Origin of the sequence: Halorubrum aquaticum, from assembly GCF_900113615.1 — an archaeon.
Taxonomy (GTDB): domain Archaea; phylum Halobacteriota; class Halobacteria; order Halobacteriales; family Haloferacaceae; genus Halorubrum; species Halorubrum aquaticum.
In genome coordinates, this window is sequence record NZ_FOPZ01000002.1 from 88,090 (window position 1) to 107,650 (window position 19,561).

Annotated in this window: 18 protein-coding genes; 14 read left to right on the plus strand and 4 right to left on the minus strand. The window is 70.2% G+C overall.

What is annotated here, in order from left to right:
- The first annotated feature begins 466 nt into the window (after positions 1–466).
- The 6 genes from F3H10_RS02465 to F3H10_RS02490 all read left to right on the plus strand — a co-directional run bounded on the left by F3H10_RS02465 (position 467) and on the right by F3H10_RS02490 (position 7,759).
- The gene (locus tag F3H10_RS02465) at positions 467–1,780 is read left to right on the plus strand and encodes a cbb3-type cytochrome c oxidase subunit I (protein WP_223174172.1); all 1,314 of its coding nucleotides are present in this window, start codon (positions 467–469) and stop codon (positions 1,778–1,780) included.
- A 72-nt stretch (positions 1,781–1,852) separates the two neighbouring features.
- Positions 1,853–2,488, plus strand: coding sequence for a hypothetical protein (locus F3H10_RS02470; RefSeq protein WP_149783268.1), 636 nt, complete (start codon positions 1,853–1,855; stop codon positions 2,486–2,488).
- Between the two features lie 130 nt (positions 2,489–2,618).
- Positions 2,619–4,097 carry a CoA-acylating methylmalonate-semialdehyde dehydrogenase gene (locus F3H10_RS02475; protein WP_149783269.1) on the plus strand — a complete coding sequence of 493 codons (1,479 nt, stop codon included), beginning with the start codon at positions 2,619–2,621 and terminating at the stop codon, positions 4,095–4,097.
- Positions 4,098–4,138: 41 nt separating this feature from the next.
- Positions 4,139–6,016 carry a CocE/NonD family hydrolase gene (locus tag F3H10_RS02480; RefSeq protein WP_149783270.1) on the plus strand — a complete coding sequence of 626 codons (1,878 nt, stop codon included), beginning with the start codon at positions 4,139–4,141 and terminating at the stop codon, positions 6,014–6,016.
- A gap of 106 nt (positions 6,017–6,122) precedes the next feature.
- Positions 6,123–6,536: a DUF7124 domain-containing protein gene (locus F3H10_RS02485; protein ID WP_149783431.1), complete on the plus strand. Its 414-nt coding sequence runs from the start codon at positions 6,123–6,125 to the stop codon at positions 6,534–6,536.
- A 128-nt stretch (positions 6,537–6,664) separates the two neighbouring features.
- A complete protein-coding gene (locus F3H10_RS02490; RefSeq protein WP_149783271.1) occupies positions 6,665–7,759 on the plus strand; it encodes a putative sulfate/molybdate transporter in 1,095 nt (364 codons plus the stop codon).
- Between the two features lie 43 nt (positions 7,760–7,802).
- Here the strand turns inward: F3H10_RS02490 and F3H10_RS02495 are convergent, their stop codons facing one another.
- Positions 7,803–8,765, minus strand: a complete 963-nt coding sequence (locus F3H10_RS02495) for a DUF7260 family protein (protein ID WP_149783272.1) — start codon at positions 8,763–8,765, stop codon at positions 7,803–7,805.
- Positions 8,766–8,955: 190 nt separating this feature from the next.
- On the opposite strand from F3H10_RS02495, the gene F3H10_RS02500 reads away from it, so the two are divergent.
- A complete protein-coding gene (locus tag F3H10_RS02500; RefSeq protein WP_149783273.1) occupies positions 8,956–9,918 on the plus strand; it encodes a VOC family protein in 963 nt (320 codons plus the stop codon).
- Positions 9,919–9,934: 16 nt separating this feature from the next.
- The gene (locus F3H10_RS02505; RefSeq protein WP_149783274.1) at positions 9,935–10,627 is read left to right on the plus strand and encodes an alpha/beta hydrolase; all 693 of its coding nucleotides are present in this window, start codon (positions 9,935–9,937) and stop codon (positions 10,625–10,627) included.
- Here the strand turns inward: F3H10_RS02505 and F3H10_RS02510 are convergent.
- Positions 10,617–11,459 (minus strand): translation initiation factor eIF-2B, encoded by an 843-nt coding sequence (locus F3H10_RS02510; protein WP_149783275.1) that lies wholly within the window; start codon positions 11,457–11,459, stop codon positions 10,617–10,619. The two genes, F3H10_RS02505 and F3H10_RS02510, sit on opposite strands and share 11 nt — an antisense overlap.
- Before the next feature lie 94 nt (positions 11,460–11,553).
- Here F3H10_RS02510 and F3H10_RS02515 point away from each other — a divergent pair, with 94 nt between their 5' ends.
- Positions 11,554–12,792, plus strand: coding sequence for an aminotransferase-like domain-containing protein (locus F3H10_RS02515; protein WP_149783276.1), 1,239 nt, complete (start codon positions 11,554–11,556; stop codon positions 12,790–12,792).
- Between the two features lie 64 nt (positions 12,793–12,856).
- Positions 12,857–13,255 (plus strand): hypothetical protein, encoded by a 399-nt coding sequence (locus F3H10_RS02520; RefSeq protein ID WP_149783277.1) that lies wholly within the window; start codon positions 12,857–12,859, stop codon positions 13,253–13,255.
- 27 nt (positions 13,256–13,282) lie between these two features.
- Here the strand turns inward: F3H10_RS02520 and F3H10_RS02525 are convergent, their stop codons facing one another.
- Entirely contained in the window at positions 13,283–14,389 is a 1,107-nt protein-coding gene (locus F3H10_RS02525; protein WP_149783278.1) for a hypothetical protein, read from the minus strand.
- A 200-nt stretch (positions 14,390–14,589) separates the two neighbouring features.
- On the opposite strand from F3H10_RS02525, the gene mch reads away from it, so the two are divergent.
- Genes mch through F3H10_RS02545 form a run of 4 tightly spaced genes read left to right on the plus strand, consistent with a single transcriptional unit; the run spans position 14,590 to position 17,695 of the window.
- On the plus strand, positions 14,590–15,528 hold the full coding sequence (mch, locus tag F3H10_RS02530; RefSeq protein WP_149783279.1) for a methenyltetrahydromethanopterin cyclohydrolase: 939 nt from the start codon (positions 14,590–14,592) through the stop codon (positions 15,526–15,528).
- Positions 15,528–16,073 carry a hypothetical protein gene (locus tag F3H10_RS02535; RefSeq protein ID WP_149783280.1) on the plus strand — a complete coding sequence of 182 codons (546 nt, stop codon included), beginning with the start codon at positions 15,528–15,530 and terminating at the stop codon, positions 16,071–16,073. Before mch ends, F3H10_RS02535 begins: the two co-directional genes overlap by 1 nt.
- A gap of 42 nt (positions 16,074–16,115) precedes the next feature.
- Entirely contained in the window at positions 16,116–17,321 is a 1,206-nt protein-coding gene (locus tag F3H10_RS02540) for a potassium channel family protein (RefSeq protein WP_149783281.1), read from the plus strand.
- A complete protein-coding gene (locus F3H10_RS02545; RefSeq protein ID WP_223174173.1) occupies positions 17,318–17,695 on the plus strand; it encodes a nuclear transport factor 2 family protein in 378 nt (125 codons plus the stop codon). Before F3H10_RS02540 ends, F3H10_RS02545 begins: the two co-directional genes overlap by 4 nt.
- Before the next feature lie 33 nt (positions 17,696–17,728).
- On the opposite strand, the gene arcS is transcribed toward F3H10_RS02545, so the two are convergent.
- Entirely contained in the window at positions 17,729–19,552 is a 1,824-nt protein-coding gene (arcS, locus tag F3H10_RS02550) for an archaeosine synthase subunit alpha (RefSeq protein ID WP_149783282.1), read from the minus strand.
- Between the last annotated feature and the right edge of the window lie 9 nt (positions 19,553–19,561).

Sequence of the window (19,561 nt, forward strand, 5' to 3'; positions counted from 1 at the left end):
ATCCCCGCCCGATCGTCGCCGTGTAGGGCGAGGAACGACTCACAGGTCGTACAGTACATCCCGTCTCGACGGCATCCGCGACGTCCGCGTCGTCGAGGCGACGGGTCACCTCCAGGCAGCCGCGACAGCAGAACTCGCCGTCGACGTCGGCCGCCGTGACGGGTGGGTTCGAAGTCGGAAGGCCACAGAGACGGCAGTCGCTCATCGACCGTGATCGGTCGGCGACCCGGGAGTCCCTATCCGCGAACGTGTTCGGGACGGGGCGTCACATCCCGTCGGATCGGGTCCGTCATCGTCTCCACACGGGTCGACGCGGCGTTCGTCTCCGTCCGGGCAGGACGGCCACGGCCGGGGGAAGGGGAGGGAGAAGGGGAACATCTTCGGTGGTATCGTCAGGTGTCCGGAGACCGTACCCGATCCCATGGGAGCCATCCCGGGTACCATCGAGACGGACCGACAGCCCCCCATGACGGTCCCGTTACGTCACTTCCTCGTCGGACTCGTCTTTCTGGTCGCGGGGATCGGAGTCGGGATCGGCTTACACCTGAACGTCGTGCCGGGGCTGGGACGGCTCGCTCACGTCCATCTCCTGTTGGCCGGGTGGATCTGTCTCACGATCATGGGGGCGATGACGCAGTTCGTGCCCGTCTGGTCGGGCGTGACCCTCCACTCGCGGCGTCTCGCGAACGTACAGTTGGGGCTGGTCGTCGCCGGTCTCTCCGGGTTCGTCGTCGCGTTTCTCCTGGTCGAGACGACGTGGCTGATCCCGTTCGCGGCGCTCATGCTCGTCGGCTTCTGGGTCTTCGCGTACAACATCGTCCGAACGCTCGGCACGGTCGATGAGTACGACGTCACCGAACGCCACTTCCTCGGCGCGCTCGGCTTCTTCCTCGCGTTGACCGTTCTCGGCGTCCTCCTCGCGATCGACTTCACGGTTCCGACGTTCTCGCGGGTCGGCGTCGGTCGGTCCGGGGTAGTGGGCGCCCACGCGACCCTCGCGGTCTTCGGTGCCGTTCTCACGACGGTGTACGGGGCGCTGTATCAGCTCGGAACGATGTTCACGCAGACGGAACTACACGGGATCGACCACCGGCTTCGGGCCGTCGAGGAGGTCGCACATCCCGTCGGCGTGGTCGTCCTCGCCGCCGGTCGGCTCGCGGCCAACGCTCCCGCCGCGCGGGTCGGCGGCCTGTTGGTCCTGCTCGCCGCGTCGGCGATCTGTCTCGTTCTGGCACGCAAACTGTACGAGATGCGGGTCGAACGGACTCCGATGCACACGCGATACGTCGTGGCGGTGGGGGCACTCGCGCTGTGGGTCGCCGTCTCAGCGCCCGCATGGACGTCCGACCCGTTGACGCGTGAGCATCTGCTCGGGGGGGCGAACGCCGGCCACCTGATGTTGTTGGGAGCGATCGGGTTCGTCGTCGTAGGGACGCTCTATCACGTCATCCCCTTCGTCGTCTGGGTCAACCGGTACAGCGATCTGTTGGGATTGGAGGACGTCCCGATGATCGACGACCTCTACGACGACCGGATCGCCGCGATCGACGGGCTGCTCCTCGGGGGCGGAAGCGCGCTGATCGTGGGCGCGAACCTGTCGTCGGTCGCCGGAGTCCCGGTGCTCCTCGGCGGCCTGCTGGTGGGCGTCGGCGTCGTGGCGTTCGTGTCCAACGTGGTCCTCGTGTTGGTCCGTCACAGCCCCCACCCGATCGACCGGATCGTCCTGGGGGCGTTCTCGCCGCGTCGAGCGCGCGGTCCCGATGGGGCGGTCGAGGAGTAGGACGAGTCGAGACGCGCGGGATCGAACATGTACGGGAACAGGAGTACCCTTCCCGATCTCGAACGGACGCGTATGCCCAGCTTTCCGTCTCCGTTCGGCTCCGACGACGGCGATCTGTTCGACGGATACGACGAGTTCGTGTCGGACCACGTCCCGAGACCGGGCGAGTTCCTCGAGCCTCACGACCTGCTCACCGGGGAGGACCACGTCGCGTTTCACCGCCTCACTCGCGACTGCTTCGAGGACCGGAAGGTGTACGACATGACGTTCAACTACAACCTCGCCCGGCTGAACCTCGACACCCGCCACACGGGCGCCGGCTACCGCTACGCCGTCGAACGTGGCGACGCCGCCGACGCTGACACCGACGCCGTCGAAGCGGTGGACGCCGACCGCGTGCTCCGCGCGGAGTTCACGCCGACGACCCCGTTCTGTCCGCAGACCCACACGCTGACGATCGGGTCGTTCCGGGCGTGGAACGGGCTCTCGGACCGACACGAGTACGACCTCGTCCGCGTCCGTGCGGCGTCCATGCACCATCAGAGCGAGGCGATCAACGAGCAGCTCGCTGAGCTCGAGCGGACGTATCTCGAGACCGGAGACGTGACCGCCGTTCCCGAGGGAGGGAGCGAGATCGGCTCGAACCCCATGGAACGGTCGATGGAGAACGAGGCCCCGAGTCGTGGATCGACCGACGCCCCGTTCTGAACTCTCCGGGTCACCCGCGTCGTCGTTCGCGGACGGAGTCACGTTTCGCGGACGGGGATCGCGTTCCCGTGCCCGATCGCTTCCGTCACGCGAAGGTTGATCACCCTGGAGGGAGAACCGCGGACGACGGATGTCACTCGATACCACGCCACCGTGGGAGGACGTACGGAACTACGTCGACGGGACCTGGCGAACGCCGACCGGCGACGACGGGCAGGACGTCGTCGACCCGGGGACCGGCGAGACGCTCACGCGCGTCGGCTTCAGCTCCGACGACGACGTCGACGCGGCGGTCCGGGCCGGACGGGCGGCGTTCGACGACTGGTCGAGCACGCCGGTCGAAGCGCGCATCCAGCCGCTCTTCGAGCTCAAGCGGCTCCTCGAGGAGCACCAGGACGACCTCGCCGAGGTGCTGGTCCGCGAACACGGCAAGACGCTCGCGGAGGCGCGGGGCGAGCTCCGACGCGGCATCGAGAACGTCGAGGTCGCCTGCGGGATCCCCTCGATGACCCAGGCGGGCCACCTGCCGAACGCCGCGCCGGAGATCGACGAGACCGCGGTCCGCAAGCCGCTCGGCGTCTTCGCGGCGATCACGCCGTTCAACTTCCCCGGGATGATCCCCCTGTGGTTCCTCCCGTACGCGGTCGCGACGGGGAACGCGTTCGTCCTCAAACCCAGCGAGCGGGACCCCGTCGTCGCCCAGCGGCTCTTCGAGCTGATCGACGAGGCCGGCTTCCCCGACGGCGTCGTCCAGCTCGTCCACGGGAGCGCCGACACGGTGAACGCGATCCTCGACCACGACGGGGTCGAGGGCGCGTCGTTCGTCGGCAGCACCCCCGTCGCGAGACACGTCTACGCGCGCGCCGCCGAGAACGGGAAGCGCGTCCAGGCGCAGGGCGGCGCGAAGAACCACGTGATCGTCACCGAGTCGGCCGACCTCGAGTTCGCCGCGCGCAAGACGGTGTCGTCCGCGTACGCCTGCGGCGGCGAGCGCTGTCTCGCGAACGACGTGGTCGTCGTCGAGGAGGGCGTCTACGACGAGTTCGTCGACCGCGTCCTCGCGGAGGCGCGGTCGCGAACGGTCGGGTACGGCCTCGACGAGGGAACCGACATCGGCGCGCTGATCACGCCCGAACACGAGGAACGGGTCCGCGAGCTGATCGCGACCGGGATCGAGGAGGGGGCGGAGCTCCTCCTCGACGGCCGCGACGTCGAGGTCGACGGCCACGAGGCGGGCAACTTCCTCGGGCCGACCGTGTTCGGCGGGATCGACCCCGGGATGACCGTCGCTCGCGAGGAGATATTCGGTCCCGTCCTCGGCCTGCTGTCGGTCGCGGACCTCGAGGAGGCGATCGACGTGGTGAACCGGAGCGACTTCGGCAACGCGGCGAGCCTCTTCACCGCGAGCGGGGCCGACGCGCGGAAGGTCCGCCACGAGGCGGACGTCGGGAACCTCGGCGTGAACGCCGGGACCGCCGCGCCGATGGCCTTCTTCCACTTCGGGGGCCGCAAGGACTCCTTCTTCGGCGACCTCCACGCGCAGGGCGACGACATGATCCGATTCTACACCGACGAGACGGTCTACATCGAGCGGTGGCCGGACGCCTGAGCCGGGGCAAGGTTCAACACCCTCGTCCGAAAGCGTGACGTATGGTATCAACGCCCGAATACGGAGTGGCGGTGCGCCACGACGCGACGGTGGAGACCCGCGACGGCGTCGCACTCGCGACCGACGTGTATCGGCCGGCCGACCCGGAGACCGGCGAGCCGATCGACGAGCCGAAGCCGGCGCTGCTCGTCCGCACCCCCTACGACAAGCGCGCCCGCGAGCGCGTCGAGCAGGCCGGAAACTGGTACGCCGAGCGCGGCTACGTCGTCGCGCTCCAGGACGTCCGCGGCCGGTACGCGAGCGACGGCGAGTTCTACCTCCTCGTCAACGAGGCGGAGGACGGCGCGGACACGGTCGAGTGGCTGGCCGACCGGCCGTACTGTGACGGGCAGGTCGGGACGATGGGCACCTCCTACATGGCGTGGGTCCAGAACGCGCTGGCGACGCAGCGGCCGCGGGGGCTGGCGGCGATGTTCGTCAACCAGGGGGCGGCGAACGCGTGGAAGGCGACGCTGCGTCACCACGGGGCCTTCGAACTGCGGTGGCTCACGTGGTCGCTGACGATCGGCGGCGGGTTCGCGAAGCGCGTCCTCGAGGACGAGGACCTGCGTCGACGGATCGCCGACGTCGACACGCGCGACATGCTCGCGAACGAGCCAGTGCTCCCCGGCCAGTCGCCGCTCTCACACCTCCCGAACTACGAGGAGTACGTCTTCGACTTCGCGCGGACGCCCGGCGACGACGAGTTCTGGACGGACCCGAGCGTCAACTTCGAGGCGCACTACGACGAGAGCGCCGACGTGCCGACCGTCTACGCCGGGTCGTGGTACGACTCCTACGCGAAGGCGACTTGCGACAACTTCGAGGCGCTCTCGGACCGGAAGGCGAGCGACCACTTCCTGCTCATGGGCGCGTGGACCCACGGCGGCCAGTCCACCTGGACCAAACCGTACTCCGGGGAGACCGCGTTCGGCGACGCGATGAAACGGGACTACCTCGAAACGAAGCTCCGCTTCTTCGACCACTACCTCAAGGACCGGGAGACGTGGGACGAGCCGCGAGTCCAGTACTTCCGGATGGGGTCCGGCGACGGCTCCGCGACCGGGGACGGGAAGCTCCGCCACGGCGGGGAGTGGAAGGCGGGGATCGACTGGCCGCTGCCCGACACGTCGTTCACGGCCTACTACGCGCACGGCGACGGCACGCTCGCGACCGATCCGCCCGAGGCCGTCGGCGCGTCGACGACCTACGAGTTCGACCCGCGGGACCCGGTGCCGACCCTCGGCGGGAACTGCTCGTCGTACTACACCTTCGAGCCCCGCGAGGAGCGGATCGAGGACCTCCCGCTTTCCGAGAGACCGACGGTGAGCATCACGGGTCGCGGCGGCTACGACCAGCGGACGCGCCCGGAGACGTTCGGAGCCGATCCGCCCTACGGCCCGCTGGAGGAGCGGAACGACGTGCTCGTCTTCCGGACGCCGCCGCTTGAGGAACCCGTCGAGGTCGCTGGGCCGATCCGCGTCCGCCTCTACGGCTCGACCGACGCCCCGGACACCGACTTCACCGCGAAGCTGATAGACGAGTACCCGGCGAGCGAGGAGTTCCCCTCCGGGTTCGCGCTCAACCTCACCGACTCGATCTGCCGGGGTCGCTACCGGAACTACCGGACCGAGCCGGACCTCCTCGAGTCCGACGAGGTGTACGAGTTCGAACTGGAGCTGTATCCGACGGCGAACGTGTTCAAACCGGGCCACCGGATCCGCCTCGACGTCTCGTCGTCGAACTACCCGCGGTACGACGTCAACCACAACACGGGCGGCGACCTCTACGGCGACCGCGAGTACCGGACCGCGACGAACACGATCCACCACGGGGCCGATCACCCGACGCACGTGGAACTGCCGGTCCGACCCACATGAACGCATGACTTCCGACGGCGGCGACGACCGACGCGAGAGCGACGTCGACCGCGACGCCGAGAGCGACTCGGACGACGCCGAGAGCGACGACGACCCGGCCGGGGAGATGACGCTCGTCTTCACGCTCGGAGCCGCCCGATCGCTCGCCGACCCGGCGGCCGCGTTCGCGGACGCGCGTCGCTGGAGCGCGCACGTGGGGGTCGTCGCCAACGACACGAGCGCGGTCGACGCGTTCTGTGACCGCCACGACCTCGAGAACGACTACGCGCTGCGCGACTGGGACAAGTGGGGGACGTTGGCCGACGTCCGGGAGTCGACGGACACCCCGCGGCACGTGTTCGTCGGCACCTCCGGGGAGGACCGCCGGCTGGCGGACACCGTCGGCTGGGAGTTCCGCACGGCGCGGGAGGCGGCCGAGAGGGCCGGGTGGGAACTCGGCAACCCCGACCCGCCCGACCGCGAGGCCGACGCGGGGATCCTCACGCGTCTCCGCCGGGCGGTGCTCGACCGACTTCACTGATCGGCCGGCTTCACTGATCGGCCCTCGATGGCCGCCGAAGTAATCCGATCCGGTTACTTCGATCTCGAACGTGCCGCGAGACGGTTACCGACAACCCTCAAGTCCGTCTACCGATTTCCTCGGGACGAATGGGCTATTTCGGCGGAACGTCCGATCGATCGCGGCTCGAGTTCGACCGCGGAGAGCTCACCGGGGCGATAGGGGATTCGATTACGGTGATCCCGCTCGTCGTTGCGCTGGCGCTGTTGACGGACGTGTCGCTCCCGCACGTGCTCGTCGCCTTCAGCGTCTTCCAGGTCGTCTGGGGGGTCGCCTACGGGCTCCCCGTCTCGGTGGAGCCGATGAAGGCGCTCGCGGCCCTGGCCATCGCCGGGGCGCTCACCTACGCCGAACTGGCGCTCGCCGGGATCGTGTTGGCCGTCGTCCTGCTCGCGATCGGGCTCTCCGGGACCCTCGCGGCCGTCGGCCGCTGGATCGGCGACCCGGTCGTCCGCGGCGTCCAGTTCGCGGTCGGACTCATCCTCCTCGAGACGGGGATCCGGCTCGGGCTTGAGGACCCGCTTTTCGGGGCCGCGGGACTCGCGATCGCGGGAGCGGCCATCGCCGTCGGCCGCCGAGAGGCGGGCGGACTCGCCGTCGTGGCGGCCTGCGTCGCGGTGGCGGCGTGGACGGCGGGGGTGCCGACACCGACGCTTCCGGGGACGCCGCCGGTCCCGGACCTCGCGTCCGCGATCGGGTGGAACGTCGCGGAGGGCGCGTTCGCCCAGTTGGCGATGACGGTCGGCAACGCCGCGCTGGCGACCTCGCTGTTATTCGCCGACCGGTTCGACGCCGACGTGCCCGCGGACGATCTCTCGACGAGCATGGGCGTGACGAACCTGTTCGCCGTGCCGATGGGCGGGATCCCGATGTGTCACGGCTGTGACGGCGTCGCGGGAAAACACGCCTTCGGCGCGCGGACCGGCGGGGCGAACGTCCTGATCGGCGTCGGTTACTTCGGGGCCGCGCTCGTCGCGACGCCGGCGCTGCTCGCGGCGTTCCCGCTCTCGATGGTCGGCGCGGTCCTCGCGGTGGTCGCGGTTTCGCTCGGACGCGCCGTCGAGGAGTCCTCGAACCTCCCGCTGTCGGTGGGAATCGGCGTCCTCGCGCTGGCCACGAACCTCGGGCTCGCGTTCCTCGTCGGGGTCGCGGTCGACCTCGCGTGGGAGCGAACGGGACGGTGAATCGGTCCCGATCGCGAGTCGATCGCCCGGCCGTGGCGACCGCTCAGACGCCGTCCGCGATCCGGCGTGCGACGCGGTCACGGTCCTCCCGGATCCGGTCGACGACGGTCGCGACGGACGCCAACACCGGGTGGTTCGGTCCGTCCATCGGCGCGTAGAGGTACTCGTAGAACCCGGTCTCGCAGTCGCCGGCGACCCGCTCCGGGGACATCGGCGGGTCCCGAAGCGTCGACTGGCGGTCGGCCGCGACGGCGTCGCACTCCGACTCGAGGTCGTCGAGCCGCTCCCAGACGTCGATCGAGGCGTCGGCCCGCCTCCCGTGTGGGATCCCGTCGAGATGCTGGTTCAATCGGCTCCGTCGGCGATCGATCCCAGAGAGGCTCTCCTCGGCGTCGGCGAGCGCGTCGAGTTCGACGTCGATGGCGTCGGCGAGCGACCGTCTCGCGGCCGCCGCCCGCCGACTCCGGTCGACGAGTGCGGACTGTAACGCCGGCGAGAGCGTCCCGTTCGACGCCAGCGACACGGTCGTGTCCGGTCCCAACTCCGCCGCGAGGCTCTCCGCGACGGTCTCGTCGTACTCCTCGCTGTAGTGAGGTAACGACATCACGGTGTCGCGGTACGTGTCGAGGACGCGCCTGAGGCGGACGTCGCCGACCGCGCGCCCGCCGCCGTTCCGACGCGTGCCGACCAACTGGCTCGGGGCGGCCGCGGACGGCTCAGTCGTCTCGGTCGGGCACGGATCGAGCGCCGCGACGCGGTCGGCGAACTCCTCGAACGCGTCGTGTTCGTCCGTGACGCGTCGGCGCTCGCGACGGCAGACCGTCTCTGCGTCGCGGACGTACGCGAACGTGACGAGCGCGAGCAGCCCCGCGATCGCGACGGCGGTGACGACGCCGGGTTCGGTCGCCGCCGCCGACAGCTCACACGAGAGGCTCGTACACTCGGGTTCCAGGGCGGGCTCGCTCGGGATCCGGAAGGCGACGTCGCCGCCCCGATTCACGCTCATAATTTCGTTAACACATCGCACATTCAAAACCGTTTTGGCAGGTGTCACGCCGTGAACATCGGATCGGGGTTCGGGAACCGAACGGCTCGAGTACGGCCCGTTCGTGGGCCGAACTCGGGCGACGCCGGTTCGGTCCACCGATACGAACTCGGGCGACAGCGATTTGATCCTCCGAGCCGAACCGTCGGGCGTGACCACGCAGACGCCGGGCATCCATCACGCCACCGGGATCGTCGGTGACGCTCAGACGAGCGTCGACTTCTACGCGGGGACGCTCGGGCTCCGGCTGCTCCGGACGACGGTGAACTACGAGGACCTCCTCCAGCACCACCTCTACTTCGGCACCGGGTCCGGCCGTCCCGGGTCGGTCCTCACAGTCTTCCCCGACCCGGAGGGCGCTCCGGGGCGATCCGGAAAGCCGGGATACGAGTCGGTCTCGTTTGCCGTCCCGCGCGACTCGCTCGAGTACTGGCACGATCGGCTGACCGACCGCGGAGTCGACGTCGAGCGGATCCGCCCCGACGAGCGGTTCGGCGACCGCGGATTCATCCTATCCGATCCCGCCGGGACCGCGATCGAACTCGTCGCGACCGACGACCCCTCCGAGCCGTGGACCGGGGGGTCGGTCCCCGAATCGGCGGCGATCCGGGGACTGTACGGCGCGACCGCGACGCCGACGGACCCGTACGGTGCCGCGAGCGTCCTCGAGACGCTCGGGTTCGAGTACGAGGCCGAGACCGGGGACCGGATCCGGTACCGCGCGCCGGGCGATCGGGCGACCGCCGTCGACCTCCTCACGCGGGACGCGCCCTACCTCCGTGAGGGTCCCGGAACGCTCCATCACGTCGCGGTGCGGGTCCCGGGCCGCGAGGCGCTTCTCGGCTGGCACGACCTGTTCCGCGAGCGGGGGTACGAGGTCTCCCGGGTGAAGGACCGGCACTTCTTCCACTCGCTGTACGTCCGCGGACCCGGCGGGCTCCTCGTGGAGCTCGCCACGGAGGAACCGACCCCGGACGGTCCGCAGGAGCCGGGACTGGCCGACTCCGATGCGGACGACCACGCGACCGACCTGTATCTCCCGGACCGGTTCGCGGGCGACCGGGAACTGATCGAGCGTCAGCTACCGCGGATCGATCCGCCCAACCGGCCATGACCCGGACGCCGTCGGAATGACCCGAACGCTGTCGGGGGTCGAGGGACCACACGCCGACGCTCGACTCGTCGTCGGCGGCGCGCCCGCCGCGGCCGCCGAGGTCGCGGTCGTCCTCCTCCACGGGCGCGGTGGCACCGCGGAGGGGATCGTCCGGCTGGCCGACGAGTTCTACCGCCCGGGCGCCACGCTCCTCGCGCCCGCGGCGCGGCGGTCGAACTGGTTCCCGGCGGGACACGACGCGCCGCTCCCGGCCAACGAGCCCGCGTTGTCCTCGGCGGTCGACTGCGTCGCCGGCGCGGTCGCGGCCGCGGGCGACGTGGGGATCCCCCCGGAGCGAACGCTCCTCGTCGGGGTCTCACAGGGCGGGTGCGTCCTCGCGGAGTTCCTGCGTCGTCGCCCGCGGCGGTTCGGCGGGGCCGTCGTCGCCTCGGCGGCGCTCCCGGGCGAGCGTCTCGAAAGGAGGCGGGTCGCGGGCGTCGACGTCGACGGCGACGGCGACTCCACCACCCCGCTCTCCGGGACTCCCGTCTCGCTCGAGTCGAGTGAGTCGGACCCGTACGTCCCGTCCGCGCGGGTGCGCGAGACCGGCCGGGTCCTCGAGGCGGGCGGCGCGGCCGTCGAGGTCCGGATCGATCCCGGGTCGGGTCACGGGCTCTCGGCGGGGACGATCGGGCGGATCGGCGACCGGCTCGACGCGCTCACTCCCTGACGCCGTCGTCGGTGATCACGGTGTCGATCATCCCGACGGGAGTCGCGTCGTAGCTCGGGTTCTCGATCGTCACGCCCTCGACCGGCTCGCGCATCACCTCCACGGCGTCGCGGAACTCGTTCTCGAAGCGGAACTCCTCTATCGTCTTCGCGCCGGAGCCGACCGCGGTGACGGGGACCCCGAGCTCGCGGGCGGTCACGACGAGCGGGAAGGTACCGACGCGGTTGTAGTAGGTGCCGCCGGTGATGCACGTGATCCCGAGCAGCACGCGGTCGCAGTCGCGGAGCGCGTACCCCATCGCGCCGTCGACGACCATCCGCGTGTCGACGCGGTCCATCCCGGCGAGCGCGCGCGCGGTCTTCCGGCCGAGCGTTCGCGGGCGCGCCTCGGTCACGTACACCGTCAGGTGGGCTCCCTCGCTGGCGGCGGTCTCGATGGACTCGAGGACGGTCGTGGAGTAGTCGTGGACCAGCAGGGTGTCGCCGTCGACGATCCGCTCGGCGGCGTTGGCCGCGGCGGCCGCCTTCGAGGTCTCGACGTCCGCGACGACGCGGCCGATCACGTCCTCGAGGAGCTGTTTGGCCCCCTCGACCGTAGTCGGCTCGCCGACGATCGACCGCTCGACCTCGCGCATCGCGTTGTGGAGCGCGGCGTGTGAGGGGTTCGACCGGCGCAACACGCCCGCGTTGTGTTCGAGGTCGCGCTCGAACTCGTCGACGGTGACGTACTCGCGGTCGAGCAGTTCCGCGAGCGACTCCGTCGCCTTCACGGCCACCGCGGAGGTGCTGTGGGTCCGCATCGCCCGGATCTCGGCGACCGTCTCGTCGATCATGTCCGGAGAGTCGACGCCCCCGTTAAAAGGGGTTGCGGGGTTTCGTTCCCCCGCCAGCAGGCTTATATCGGTGAGCGAACGTGTGGTACACGAGATGAGCGAGAGCGACGGATCCGACGGGTACGAGCGACTCTTCGCCGACCCCGTCCGAGAAACGATGGACGGTGCCACCTACGGAACGTGGCGAGCGATCACGGCCCCGGACGCGGTGTCGCTCGCGTTCGGGTTCCCGTATCCCGACGCGTTACCGAACGGGAAGATCAACGAGGCGGTCGACGCGCTGCTGGAGGCCGACCACGAGGACGCGCTCCAGTACGCCGGCGGCGACTACGCCGACGCGATCACGGAGACCGTGGTCGAACGGACCCGCGCCCGCGGGATCGAGTGTACCGAGGCGGAGGTCCACGTGACGAACGGCGCGACGCACGCGCTCGACACGGTCGCACAGACCTTCCTCGATCCCGACGACACCATCGCCGTCGAGGCGCCGAGCTACATGGGCGCGCTGCGGCTGTTCCGCAACTACGGCGTCGACATCGAGGGGTACACCATGGACGAGGACGGCCTCGACGTCGAGGCGTTCGCCGCGGACCTCGCGGCCCGCGAGGAGGCCGGCGACGCGCTTCCGAAGTTCCTGTACACGGTCCCCGACTTCCAGAACCCGACCGGCGTGACGCTGTCGGTCGACCGCCGGAAGCGGCTCCTCGAGCTGGCGGAGACGTACGACTTCCTGATCGTCGAGGACGACCCGTACGGGCAGCTCCGATACGACGGCACCACGCCGGAGCCGATCAAGTCGCTCGATACGGACGGCCGCGTCGTTCGCGTCGACACGTTCTCGAAGACGATCGCGCCCGGGATCCGGACCGGATGGGTCGTCGCGGACGAGGCGATCGTCCGGGAACTCGACCGGATCAACGCGGGCGGCGAGAACGTGTTCACGCTCGGGCTCATCGCCCGCTACTGCGAGGCGACCGACTTCGAGGCCGACCTCGACGACCTGCGCGCGGGCTACCGGGAGCGACGGGACCGCATGCTCGACGCGCTCGAGGAGCGGATGCCCGCCGAGGTGGACTGGAGCGAGCCCGAGGGCGGCTTCTTCGTCTGGGTCGAGTTCCCCGAGGGGATCGACGCCGAGGAGCTGCTCGAGACGGCGGCCGACGAGGGCGTGACCTACCTCCCCGGGTCCTACTTCTTCCACGACCACCGCGGGAGCCGACACGCCCGGCTCTCCTTCAGTTACGTCACCCCCGAGGAGATCGACGAGGGGGTCGCGGCGCTCGCGAGGGCGACGCGCGCGGAGCTGCCGGCGGTCGAGGCGTCCGACGACTGACACGCTCCGTTCCGCCCCGCCCCGTCGCCGACGGGTGTTTATCGCCTCCGGCCGTACCCGTCGTATGGGCTACCCCGTCACCTACCACTGTCCGCGCTGTGAGACGATCGTCGAGATCGAACGCGAGGGCTACCTCGCGGACAAGGCGGTGCGGCCGTACCCCTTCGAGGGCTGGACGTACGCCGCCCCCGACGAGCCGTTCGAGGACGACGCGGCCGACGGCGTTCGGTTCGTCTGCGGCGAGAGCGACAGCGTCGTCTGGGATCCGCACGAGAACGGAGGTGAGAACGACGATAGCGACGAGGACGCCGACGGCTGCGGAGAACCCTTCTACCTCTCGTTCGTTCGTTACGAGGAGGGGAAAGAGATCGATCCGCGCCCCGAAAGCGAGTTCGTGACGATCGACCCGAGCACGCGGCCGTCGGGACCGACGGGGCCGGGCGGCCCCGGCGGCTTCCGGTGACGGAACCCGGGGCTCCCTTCCGGTACGTCAGACCTCCTCGAAGTCCTCGAGGACGACGGCGATCGCGTCCTTGGACGGGAGGTCCCGAACGCTGTAGCCGTGTGGATGTCGGAGGTCGTGTGGGTACGCTCCCGGCTGCGGGACGTCGTACTTCTCGGTTCCGTCGAAGCCCTCGAGGAACTCGAGAGTGACCATCGGTTCGACGAACGCCAGCCGCGACCCCTCCTCGTCGCCGACGAACCCCTGGATGAGCGTGTTGCTGAACCGATCGGGATCGCCCACGTCGTCGGGGCCGTCCGGGAGTTCGGGAGCGTCAGACGGCGCGGTGTGTTCGCCCATATCACGGATGTACCGCTGGTCGGCGACGGGAGCCGGGGGGCGTTCGTACCCCTCCGGGAGTTGATCGAAATCGAAGTTCGTCTCGGTAACCTCGCCGTCCGGATCCGGATCCCAAGGATCGGAATTCGATCCATCCTCCGACGTGTACTCGTCGTTGCCGGTGTCGTACGGCGGGAGTCCCGGTCCCTCGATGGCGTCGACCGTCGCCGGCTCGAGCATGTGGAAGTGGACGTCGAAGTGGGGTTTCAACCACGCGCCCTTGCCGCCGAAGTGGCCGCCCGGGTTCCAGTTGAGTCCGAGGAAGGTGAACGGCGTCTCCGCCGCGTCCGGGAACGGCACGAAGAACTGGAGCGATTCCTTGAAGTGGACGGTCGCCGCCTGGCCGTCCTCCCGGTACTTGTCCGTCTCCGCCCGGTTGTCGGCGTCCGCGAGGTCCTCCGCTTTCGGCAGGCCGTCGAACGCGTCGCGGTCGAACTCGACGCCGTGATACTTCGGTTCGCCGGACGGCGTCTCGCTGGTGAACGTTCGCACTCGGCCGTCCCCGAGGTTCACGGCCCGCCCGTATTCGGTGATCCCGTCGGGCGGGAACCCGCCCGAACCGTCGTTGCCGTCCTCGTTACCCTTTCCCCTCCCCTTGCCGTTGCCCTGTCCCGCCACCCCGGTGACGCCGATGCCGCCGAGAAGCGCGCTTCCCGCGACGGCGGACCCGAGCAGCGTCCGCCGGTCGGGCGTGAAGCGACGGCCGTCAGTCGAGTCGTTCTCCCCGTCGTGCGCAGGATCGGATCGGTCCGACATACGGGACACGTCATTAATTTCGAGAATAAAATAATAACTGGATTATTATTTTCTATAGACTATAAATTAATGCCATCACGTGTATGGGATATACGAACGATTCCCGTCGTGGACCCGTCGGCGCGGATCCCGGGGTGACCCGCCCCGATCCCGCGGCCGCGACCGGCAAGCCCCTTAGGTGGGGACGCGAAAGGGGGCGTATGGAGAGCATCAACCGGACCGCGATCGAGCTCGTCGACGAGGCGCTCGACTTCGCGGGCGAGCTCGACGTGGCGGGCTACGAGTTGGAGAACGGGGCGACCGTCGTGGACTTCGGCGTCGAGGCCAACGGCGGGGTCGAGGCCGGCCTGTTGTTGACCGAGATCCAGACGGCCGGACTGGCGAGCGTGAACACGCGCATGGGCGAGGTCGCCGGCGCACCACGCGGATACGTCGAGCTGTCGACGGACCACCCCGCGGTCGCGCTGTTGTGCTCCCAGAAGGCCGGTTGGGAGCTGGCGTTCGAGAGCGGCTTCGAGGGGCTCGGCTCCGGGCCCGCGCGCGCGCTCGTCGGACAGGAGACGGAGTTCGAGCGCGTCGGCTACTACGACTCCTCGGAGTTCGCTACGCTCGCGATCGAGTCCACGTCGCTGCCCGACGAGGAGGTCGCCGAGCACGTCGCCGACCTCGCCGAGGTCGACCCCGAGGGCGTCTTCCTCCCGACGTACGCCACCGGGTCCACGGCGGGGTCGGTCTCGACCGCCGCGCGCGCGGCAGAGCTCGCGGTCTTCCGCCTGCTCGAGATCGGCTACGAGCCGACCGACGTGCTCCACGCCTCCGGGAGCGCGCCGATCGCGCCCGTCACCCGCGACGAGGACCTCGCGATGGGCCGGACGAACGACGCGTTGGCGTACGGCGGGGAGGTCCACCTCCAGGTCGCGCGCGACGACGACCGATTCGACGAGATCGTCTCCACCGTCCGCGACGACTACGGGACGCCGTTCGTCGAGGTGTTCGAGGACGCCGGCTGGGACTTCTACGAGGTCCCCGAGAGCGTGTTCGCGCCCGCACAGGTCACCGTCGACGTGGTCGACGGGCCCGTCTACACGGTCGGCGAGACCGACGAGGAGCTGCTCGCGGAGTCGTTCGGCTACCGCTGATGCGGCTCAAGCCGGTCCCCGAACCGCCGGCGGAGCTCGCGGCGCTGACCGAGTTCCAGCGGGCGGTCCCGCTCGTGCCGGGGAGCACCGACGACTGCTGTGCCCGCCTGCGGGATCGGTGTGACCTCCCGAACCGCCAGCGCGCGAACGACTGGCTCGCGTTCCTCCGGACGCTCGGGCTCGTCCGGGAGACGGATCGGGGGTTCGTCCGAACCGACGCGGAGCCGACCCCCGAACGCGTCCGCGAGGGGCTCCGCGAGGGCGTCCTCCACGTTCCCGAGGCGCTCTCGTCGTTGCGAGCGGCGTCGCCGGCGGAGCCGGTGACCGCGGACGCGCTCTTCGACGCCACCCGCGACTCCGTCCCCCGCCACGACCGCGCGCGGGACGCGGACTGGGAGCGGTCCTGGCGCGACCGGGCGGACCGGCTCCTCCGGTGGCTCGTCCTCGTCGATCTGGCCGCTCCGGTCGACGACGGTCGTTCGAGGTCCGCCGACGGCGACGGCGAACGCGGGTACGTCGCGGGCGACGCCCTCGCGGACGCGTGACCCCGTGACAAGCCTTTTGCCCGGAGCCGGAGACAATTCGATATGGGACGATTCCACGGGCGGAGGCCACCGGAGACGGTGTCGTACGAGCCCGCGAGCGTGAAGGACCTCCTCGTGGAGATGAAGGACACGGCGGAGCTCCTCATCGACCTGTCGTACTCCGCGGTGCTCCACGCGAGCCCCTCGGTCGCACGCGAGGTCGTCGAGCTCGAACACCGGATGGACGTCCTCCAGATGCGCGCCCGGATGAGCCTCATGCTCGCGGCGCGAAACCCCAACGAGGCGGAGACGCTCGCCCCCGTGCTCGGCGTCGTCGGCGCCGCCGACAAGGTATCCGATGCCGCCGGCGACATCGCGAAGATCGTGCTCGAGGAGATCGGGCTCCCGGACGCGATGCGCGGCGCGCTCACCGAGGGCGTCGAGACGCTCGTCCGCGGCACCGTCGCCGGTGACTCCCCCTACGACGGCCGCACGCTGAAGGACATCGACCTGGAGTCGAAGACGGGCGTTCGGGTCATCGCGATCCGCCGGGACGACGACTGGATACTCAACCCCGGCCCGAGGACCCGGCTGAACGGCGGCGACGTGACGCTGCTCCGCGGCCCCGAGACCGGGGTCGCGGAGGCGTACCCGATCCTGACCGGCGAGCCGTTCGAGGCGGACGAGCCCGTCGAGCCCGCGATCGACGACCTCGAGCGCGCGGTCGACTCGATCGTGTTGATGAAGAACCTCTCGGAACTCGCCGTCGACCTGGCGTACGGCTCCGTGCTTTTCGACAACGAGGAGCTCGCCGAGGAGGTGAGCAACCTCGAGATCGAGGTCGACGCGCTCCAGTCGCGGTTCGAGGCGTGGACGCTCCGGGCGGCGAAGGCGGCCGAGGACCCGGTTTCGCTCCGGGGGCTCATCCACCTCGGGGTCGCGACCGAGGAGATCTCGGACGCCGCCCTCGAGATCACCGAGGGCGTGATCCGCGACATCGGCGTCCACCCCGTCGTCGAGATGGCCGTCAAGGAGTCCGACGAGATCATCACGCGAACCCGAGTCGGCCGGGGAAGCGACCTCGCGGGAACGCGGGTCGCCTCCGGCGTCCCCGCGACCGAGATCGCCACGAGCGTGCTCGCGATCCGCCGCCCGGAGGAGGGGTGGCTCGTCGGACCGGACCTCGACACCACCGTCCGCGCCGGCGACGTGATCATCTCGAAGGGGACGCGGACCTCCGCCGCGGAGTTCGCGGAACTCGCGTCGTGACCCGGGCGACCCGGCCCGCCCGTGCCTACTACGGGGCGATGGACGCCGGCGACTACGGCCGGCTCGCCGACCTCCTCGATCCGGCGTTCGTCCACGAACGTCCGGACCGAACCCTCGAGGGACGCGAGCGGTTCGTCGCGTTCATGCGCGACGAGCGGCCGATGACCGACACCGAACACGTCGTCGACGCGGTGTACGAGTCGGATCCCGGCGCGGGCGACGACCCGCCGGAGCCCGCCGGGTCCACCGGCGTGGCGGTCCAGGGGAGACTCCTCGACGCCGACGGCGACGAGCTGTTCGCGTTCGTCGACGTCTTCACCGTCGAGGAGGGTCGACTGACCGAGTTGCGGACGTACGCCCGGACGGACGGATAGCGCGGAACCTCTCCTCGGCCGCGGAGCAGTCCCCTACTTCTCGTCGACGTGGCGCACCTCGCTGGCGACGCCGCGGGTCGACTCGACCATCTCCGGTCCGGACATCTCCGCGCGGCCGACCGCGAACGCCCTCGGTCCCTCGATGACGACCTCGTCGCCGACGCGGATCCCGTCGTCGGCGTCGACGACGCCCGGCGCGAGCACGGAGCCGTGTGGGACGAACCCGTCGATCTCGACTCGTTTGGTGGGAGCGTCGCTCTCGACCCATCGCCGCGCCCCTTCGAGCGTGAACGAGAGCGTGCCGTACTGTGGGACCATGGTCGCGAGCTGTGCGCCCGGCTCGCCCTCGCGGCCGGCGTCCGGGTCGTCGCCCCACACCTGGAGCTTGGGATAGCGGCCCGTGGTCCGGATCGCGTCGCCACCTCCGTCGGTCGCGCCGCTCCCGGAGCCGCCGAACAGGTCGTCGCCCGCGCCGTCGCCGATCAGGTAGTCGGCGATCGCCCGGACCGTGTTGTGCTCGCGCTCGCGCTTGCTGTAGGCGGGCTCGCCGGAGAGCGCGGCGTTCAGCTCCCCGAGCGACTCGTCGGTCGTGGGGTGGTCGACGCAGGTGTACTCGAAGTCGACGTCGATCCCGGGGTCGGCCTCGACGCGCTCGCAGACCTCGCGGTAGCCGTGTTCCGGGACGTGCGCGACGACCCTGGAGTAGTCGTTGCGCGTCAGATACCGGCGGAGCACCTCGGCGACGAAGCCGATCTCGTCCTCGCTCCAGTCGCCGGTGACGACGGAGTCGTAGTGCTGGGCGGGGTAGGTCGTCTCCAGCTCCTGCGGGACGACCCCGATCGGCGAGGTCATCGAGACTGTGTGGCCGCGCCACTTCACCGCGTCGTGGAACTGCCGGTGGCTCTGGGAGTCGCTGTACGGCTTCGTCGCCGAACAGGGCACCAACACCAGCGGCTGGTCGGAAAAGCGGTTCCGGTAGCGGCTCGTCACGCGGTCCGCGAACCGCCGGATCTCGACGCGGTCGAGCGTCTCGGCGGTCGCGGCCGTCACCTCGGCGTCGCGCATCAGCGGGGTCCGCTCCTCGAGGTAGCCCCACTGGTCGTCGAACTCGCGGAACGCGGCGGTGAGCCACTGCTCGTGACGCGCCTGTCCCTCGATGTAGTCCCGCAGACGACCCGCCCGGATCCGCTCGCGGACGCGGCGGAGTTCGGCCTCCAGCGCGTTCACGTTGTGCTCGGCGCAGTCGGCGCGGGTGAACTCCTCGCGGGGAGTCGCACAGGCCGGACAGGCACAGGGGAGCTCCTCGAGGTCCTCGAGGAAGTGCTCGGCGTCGGCGGTGAGGTACCTCCCCTGCGTCCCCTTCGTTCGCGCGAGCGAGGCGTCGACGAGGTCGACGCCGGCGTACGCGAGGAGGGCGACGTTCAGCGGCGTGGCGACGCCGGAGAGGAGGAGCGCGGTGTCGGCCGGCAGCGCCGACTTCGCCGACAGGACCGCGTCGCGGAACGCCTCGCCGTGGCCGACGAACCCCGCGGCGTCGGCGAGGACGTAGGCGTCAGCACCCACGTCACGGGGGGCCTCGCCGTCGACGACCGCGGCGGTCGGCGCGTCGATCGCGGGGTGATCCACCCGGAACGACTCGCGCACCTCATCGCGGGTCCCCGCCGGAAACGATCGGTGCGGCAACACGGTGAGCGACGCCTCGTCGCCCTCGGGCACCTCGCGGTCGGCGGTCCAGAGGCTTCCCGCGTCGACGAGGAAGGGGTCCGCGAGCGCCGGCGTGGTCACCGGGTCGGCGAGCCGGAGCTCCCCGATCCGGGCCGCGCCGTCGCGGTCGTGGACCTCGAAGTGGTCGGTCATACGTCCCCT

Excerpts from the sequence above, each read along its gene's own strand:
- F3H10_RS02465 (WP_223174172.1), top strand. The coding sequence starts at position 467 with ATGACGGTCCCGTTACGTCACTTCCTCGTCGGACTCGTCTTTCTGGTC.
- F3H10_RS02470 (WP_149783268.1), top strand. The coding sequence starts at position 1,853 with ATGCCCAGCTTTCCGTCTCCGTTCGGCTCCGACGACGGCGATCTGTTC.
- F3H10_RS02475 (WP_149783269.1), top strand. The coding sequence starts at position 2,619 with ATGTCACTCGATACCACGCCACCGTGGGAGGACGTACGGAACTACGTC.
- F3H10_RS02480 (WP_149783270.1), top strand. The coding sequence starts at position 4,139 with ATGGTATCAACGCCCGAATACGGAGTGGCGGTGCGCCACGACGCGACG.
- F3H10_RS02485 (WP_149783431.1), top strand. The coding sequence starts at position 6,123 with ATGACGCTCGTCTTCACGCTCGGAGCCGCCCGATCGCTCGCCGACCCG.
- F3H10_RS02490 (WP_149783271.1), top strand. The coding sequence starts at position 6,665 with ATGGGCTATTTCGGCGGAACGTCCGATCGATCGCGGCTCGAGTTCGAC.
- F3H10_RS02495 (WP_149783272.1), bottom strand. The coding sequence starts at position 8,765 with ATGAGCGTGAATCGGGGCGGCGACGTCGCCTTCCGGATCCCGAGCGAG.
- F3H10_RS02505 (WP_149783274.1), top strand. The coding sequence starts at position 9,935 with ATGACCCGAACGCTGTCGGGGGTCGAGGGACCACACGCCGACGCTCGA.
- F3H10_RS02510 (WP_149783275.1), bottom strand. The coding sequence starts at position 11,459 with ATGATCGACGAGACGGTCGCCGAGATCCGGGCGATGCGGACCCACAGC.
- F3H10_RS02515 (WP_149783276.1), top strand. The coding sequence starts at position 11,554 with ATGAGCGAGAGCGACGGATCCGACGGGTACGAGCGACTCTTCGCCGAC.
- F3H10_RS02520 (WP_149783277.1), top strand. The coding sequence starts at position 12,857 with ATGGGCTACCCCGTCACCTACCACTGTCCGCGCTGTGAGACGATCGTC.
- F3H10_RS02525 (WP_149783278.1), bottom strand. The coding sequence starts at position 14,389 with ATGTCGGACCGATCCGATCCTGCGCACGACGGGGAGAACGACTCGACT.
- mch (WP_149783279.1), top strand. The coding sequence starts at position 14,590 with ATGGAGAGCATCAACCGGACCGCGATCGAGCTCGTCGACGAGGCGCTC.
- F3H10_RS02535 (WP_149783280.1), top strand. The coding sequence starts at position 15,528 with ATGCGGCTCAAGCCGGTCCCCGAACCGCCGGCGGAGCTCGCGGCGCTG.
- F3H10_RS02540 (WP_149783281.1), top strand. The coding sequence starts at position 16,116 with ATGGGACGATTCCACGGGCGGAGGCCACCGGAGACGGTGTCGTACGAG.
- arcS (WP_149783282.1), bottom strand. The coding sequence starts at position 19,552 with ATGACCGACCACTTCGAGGTCCACGACCGCGACGGCGCGGCCCGGATC.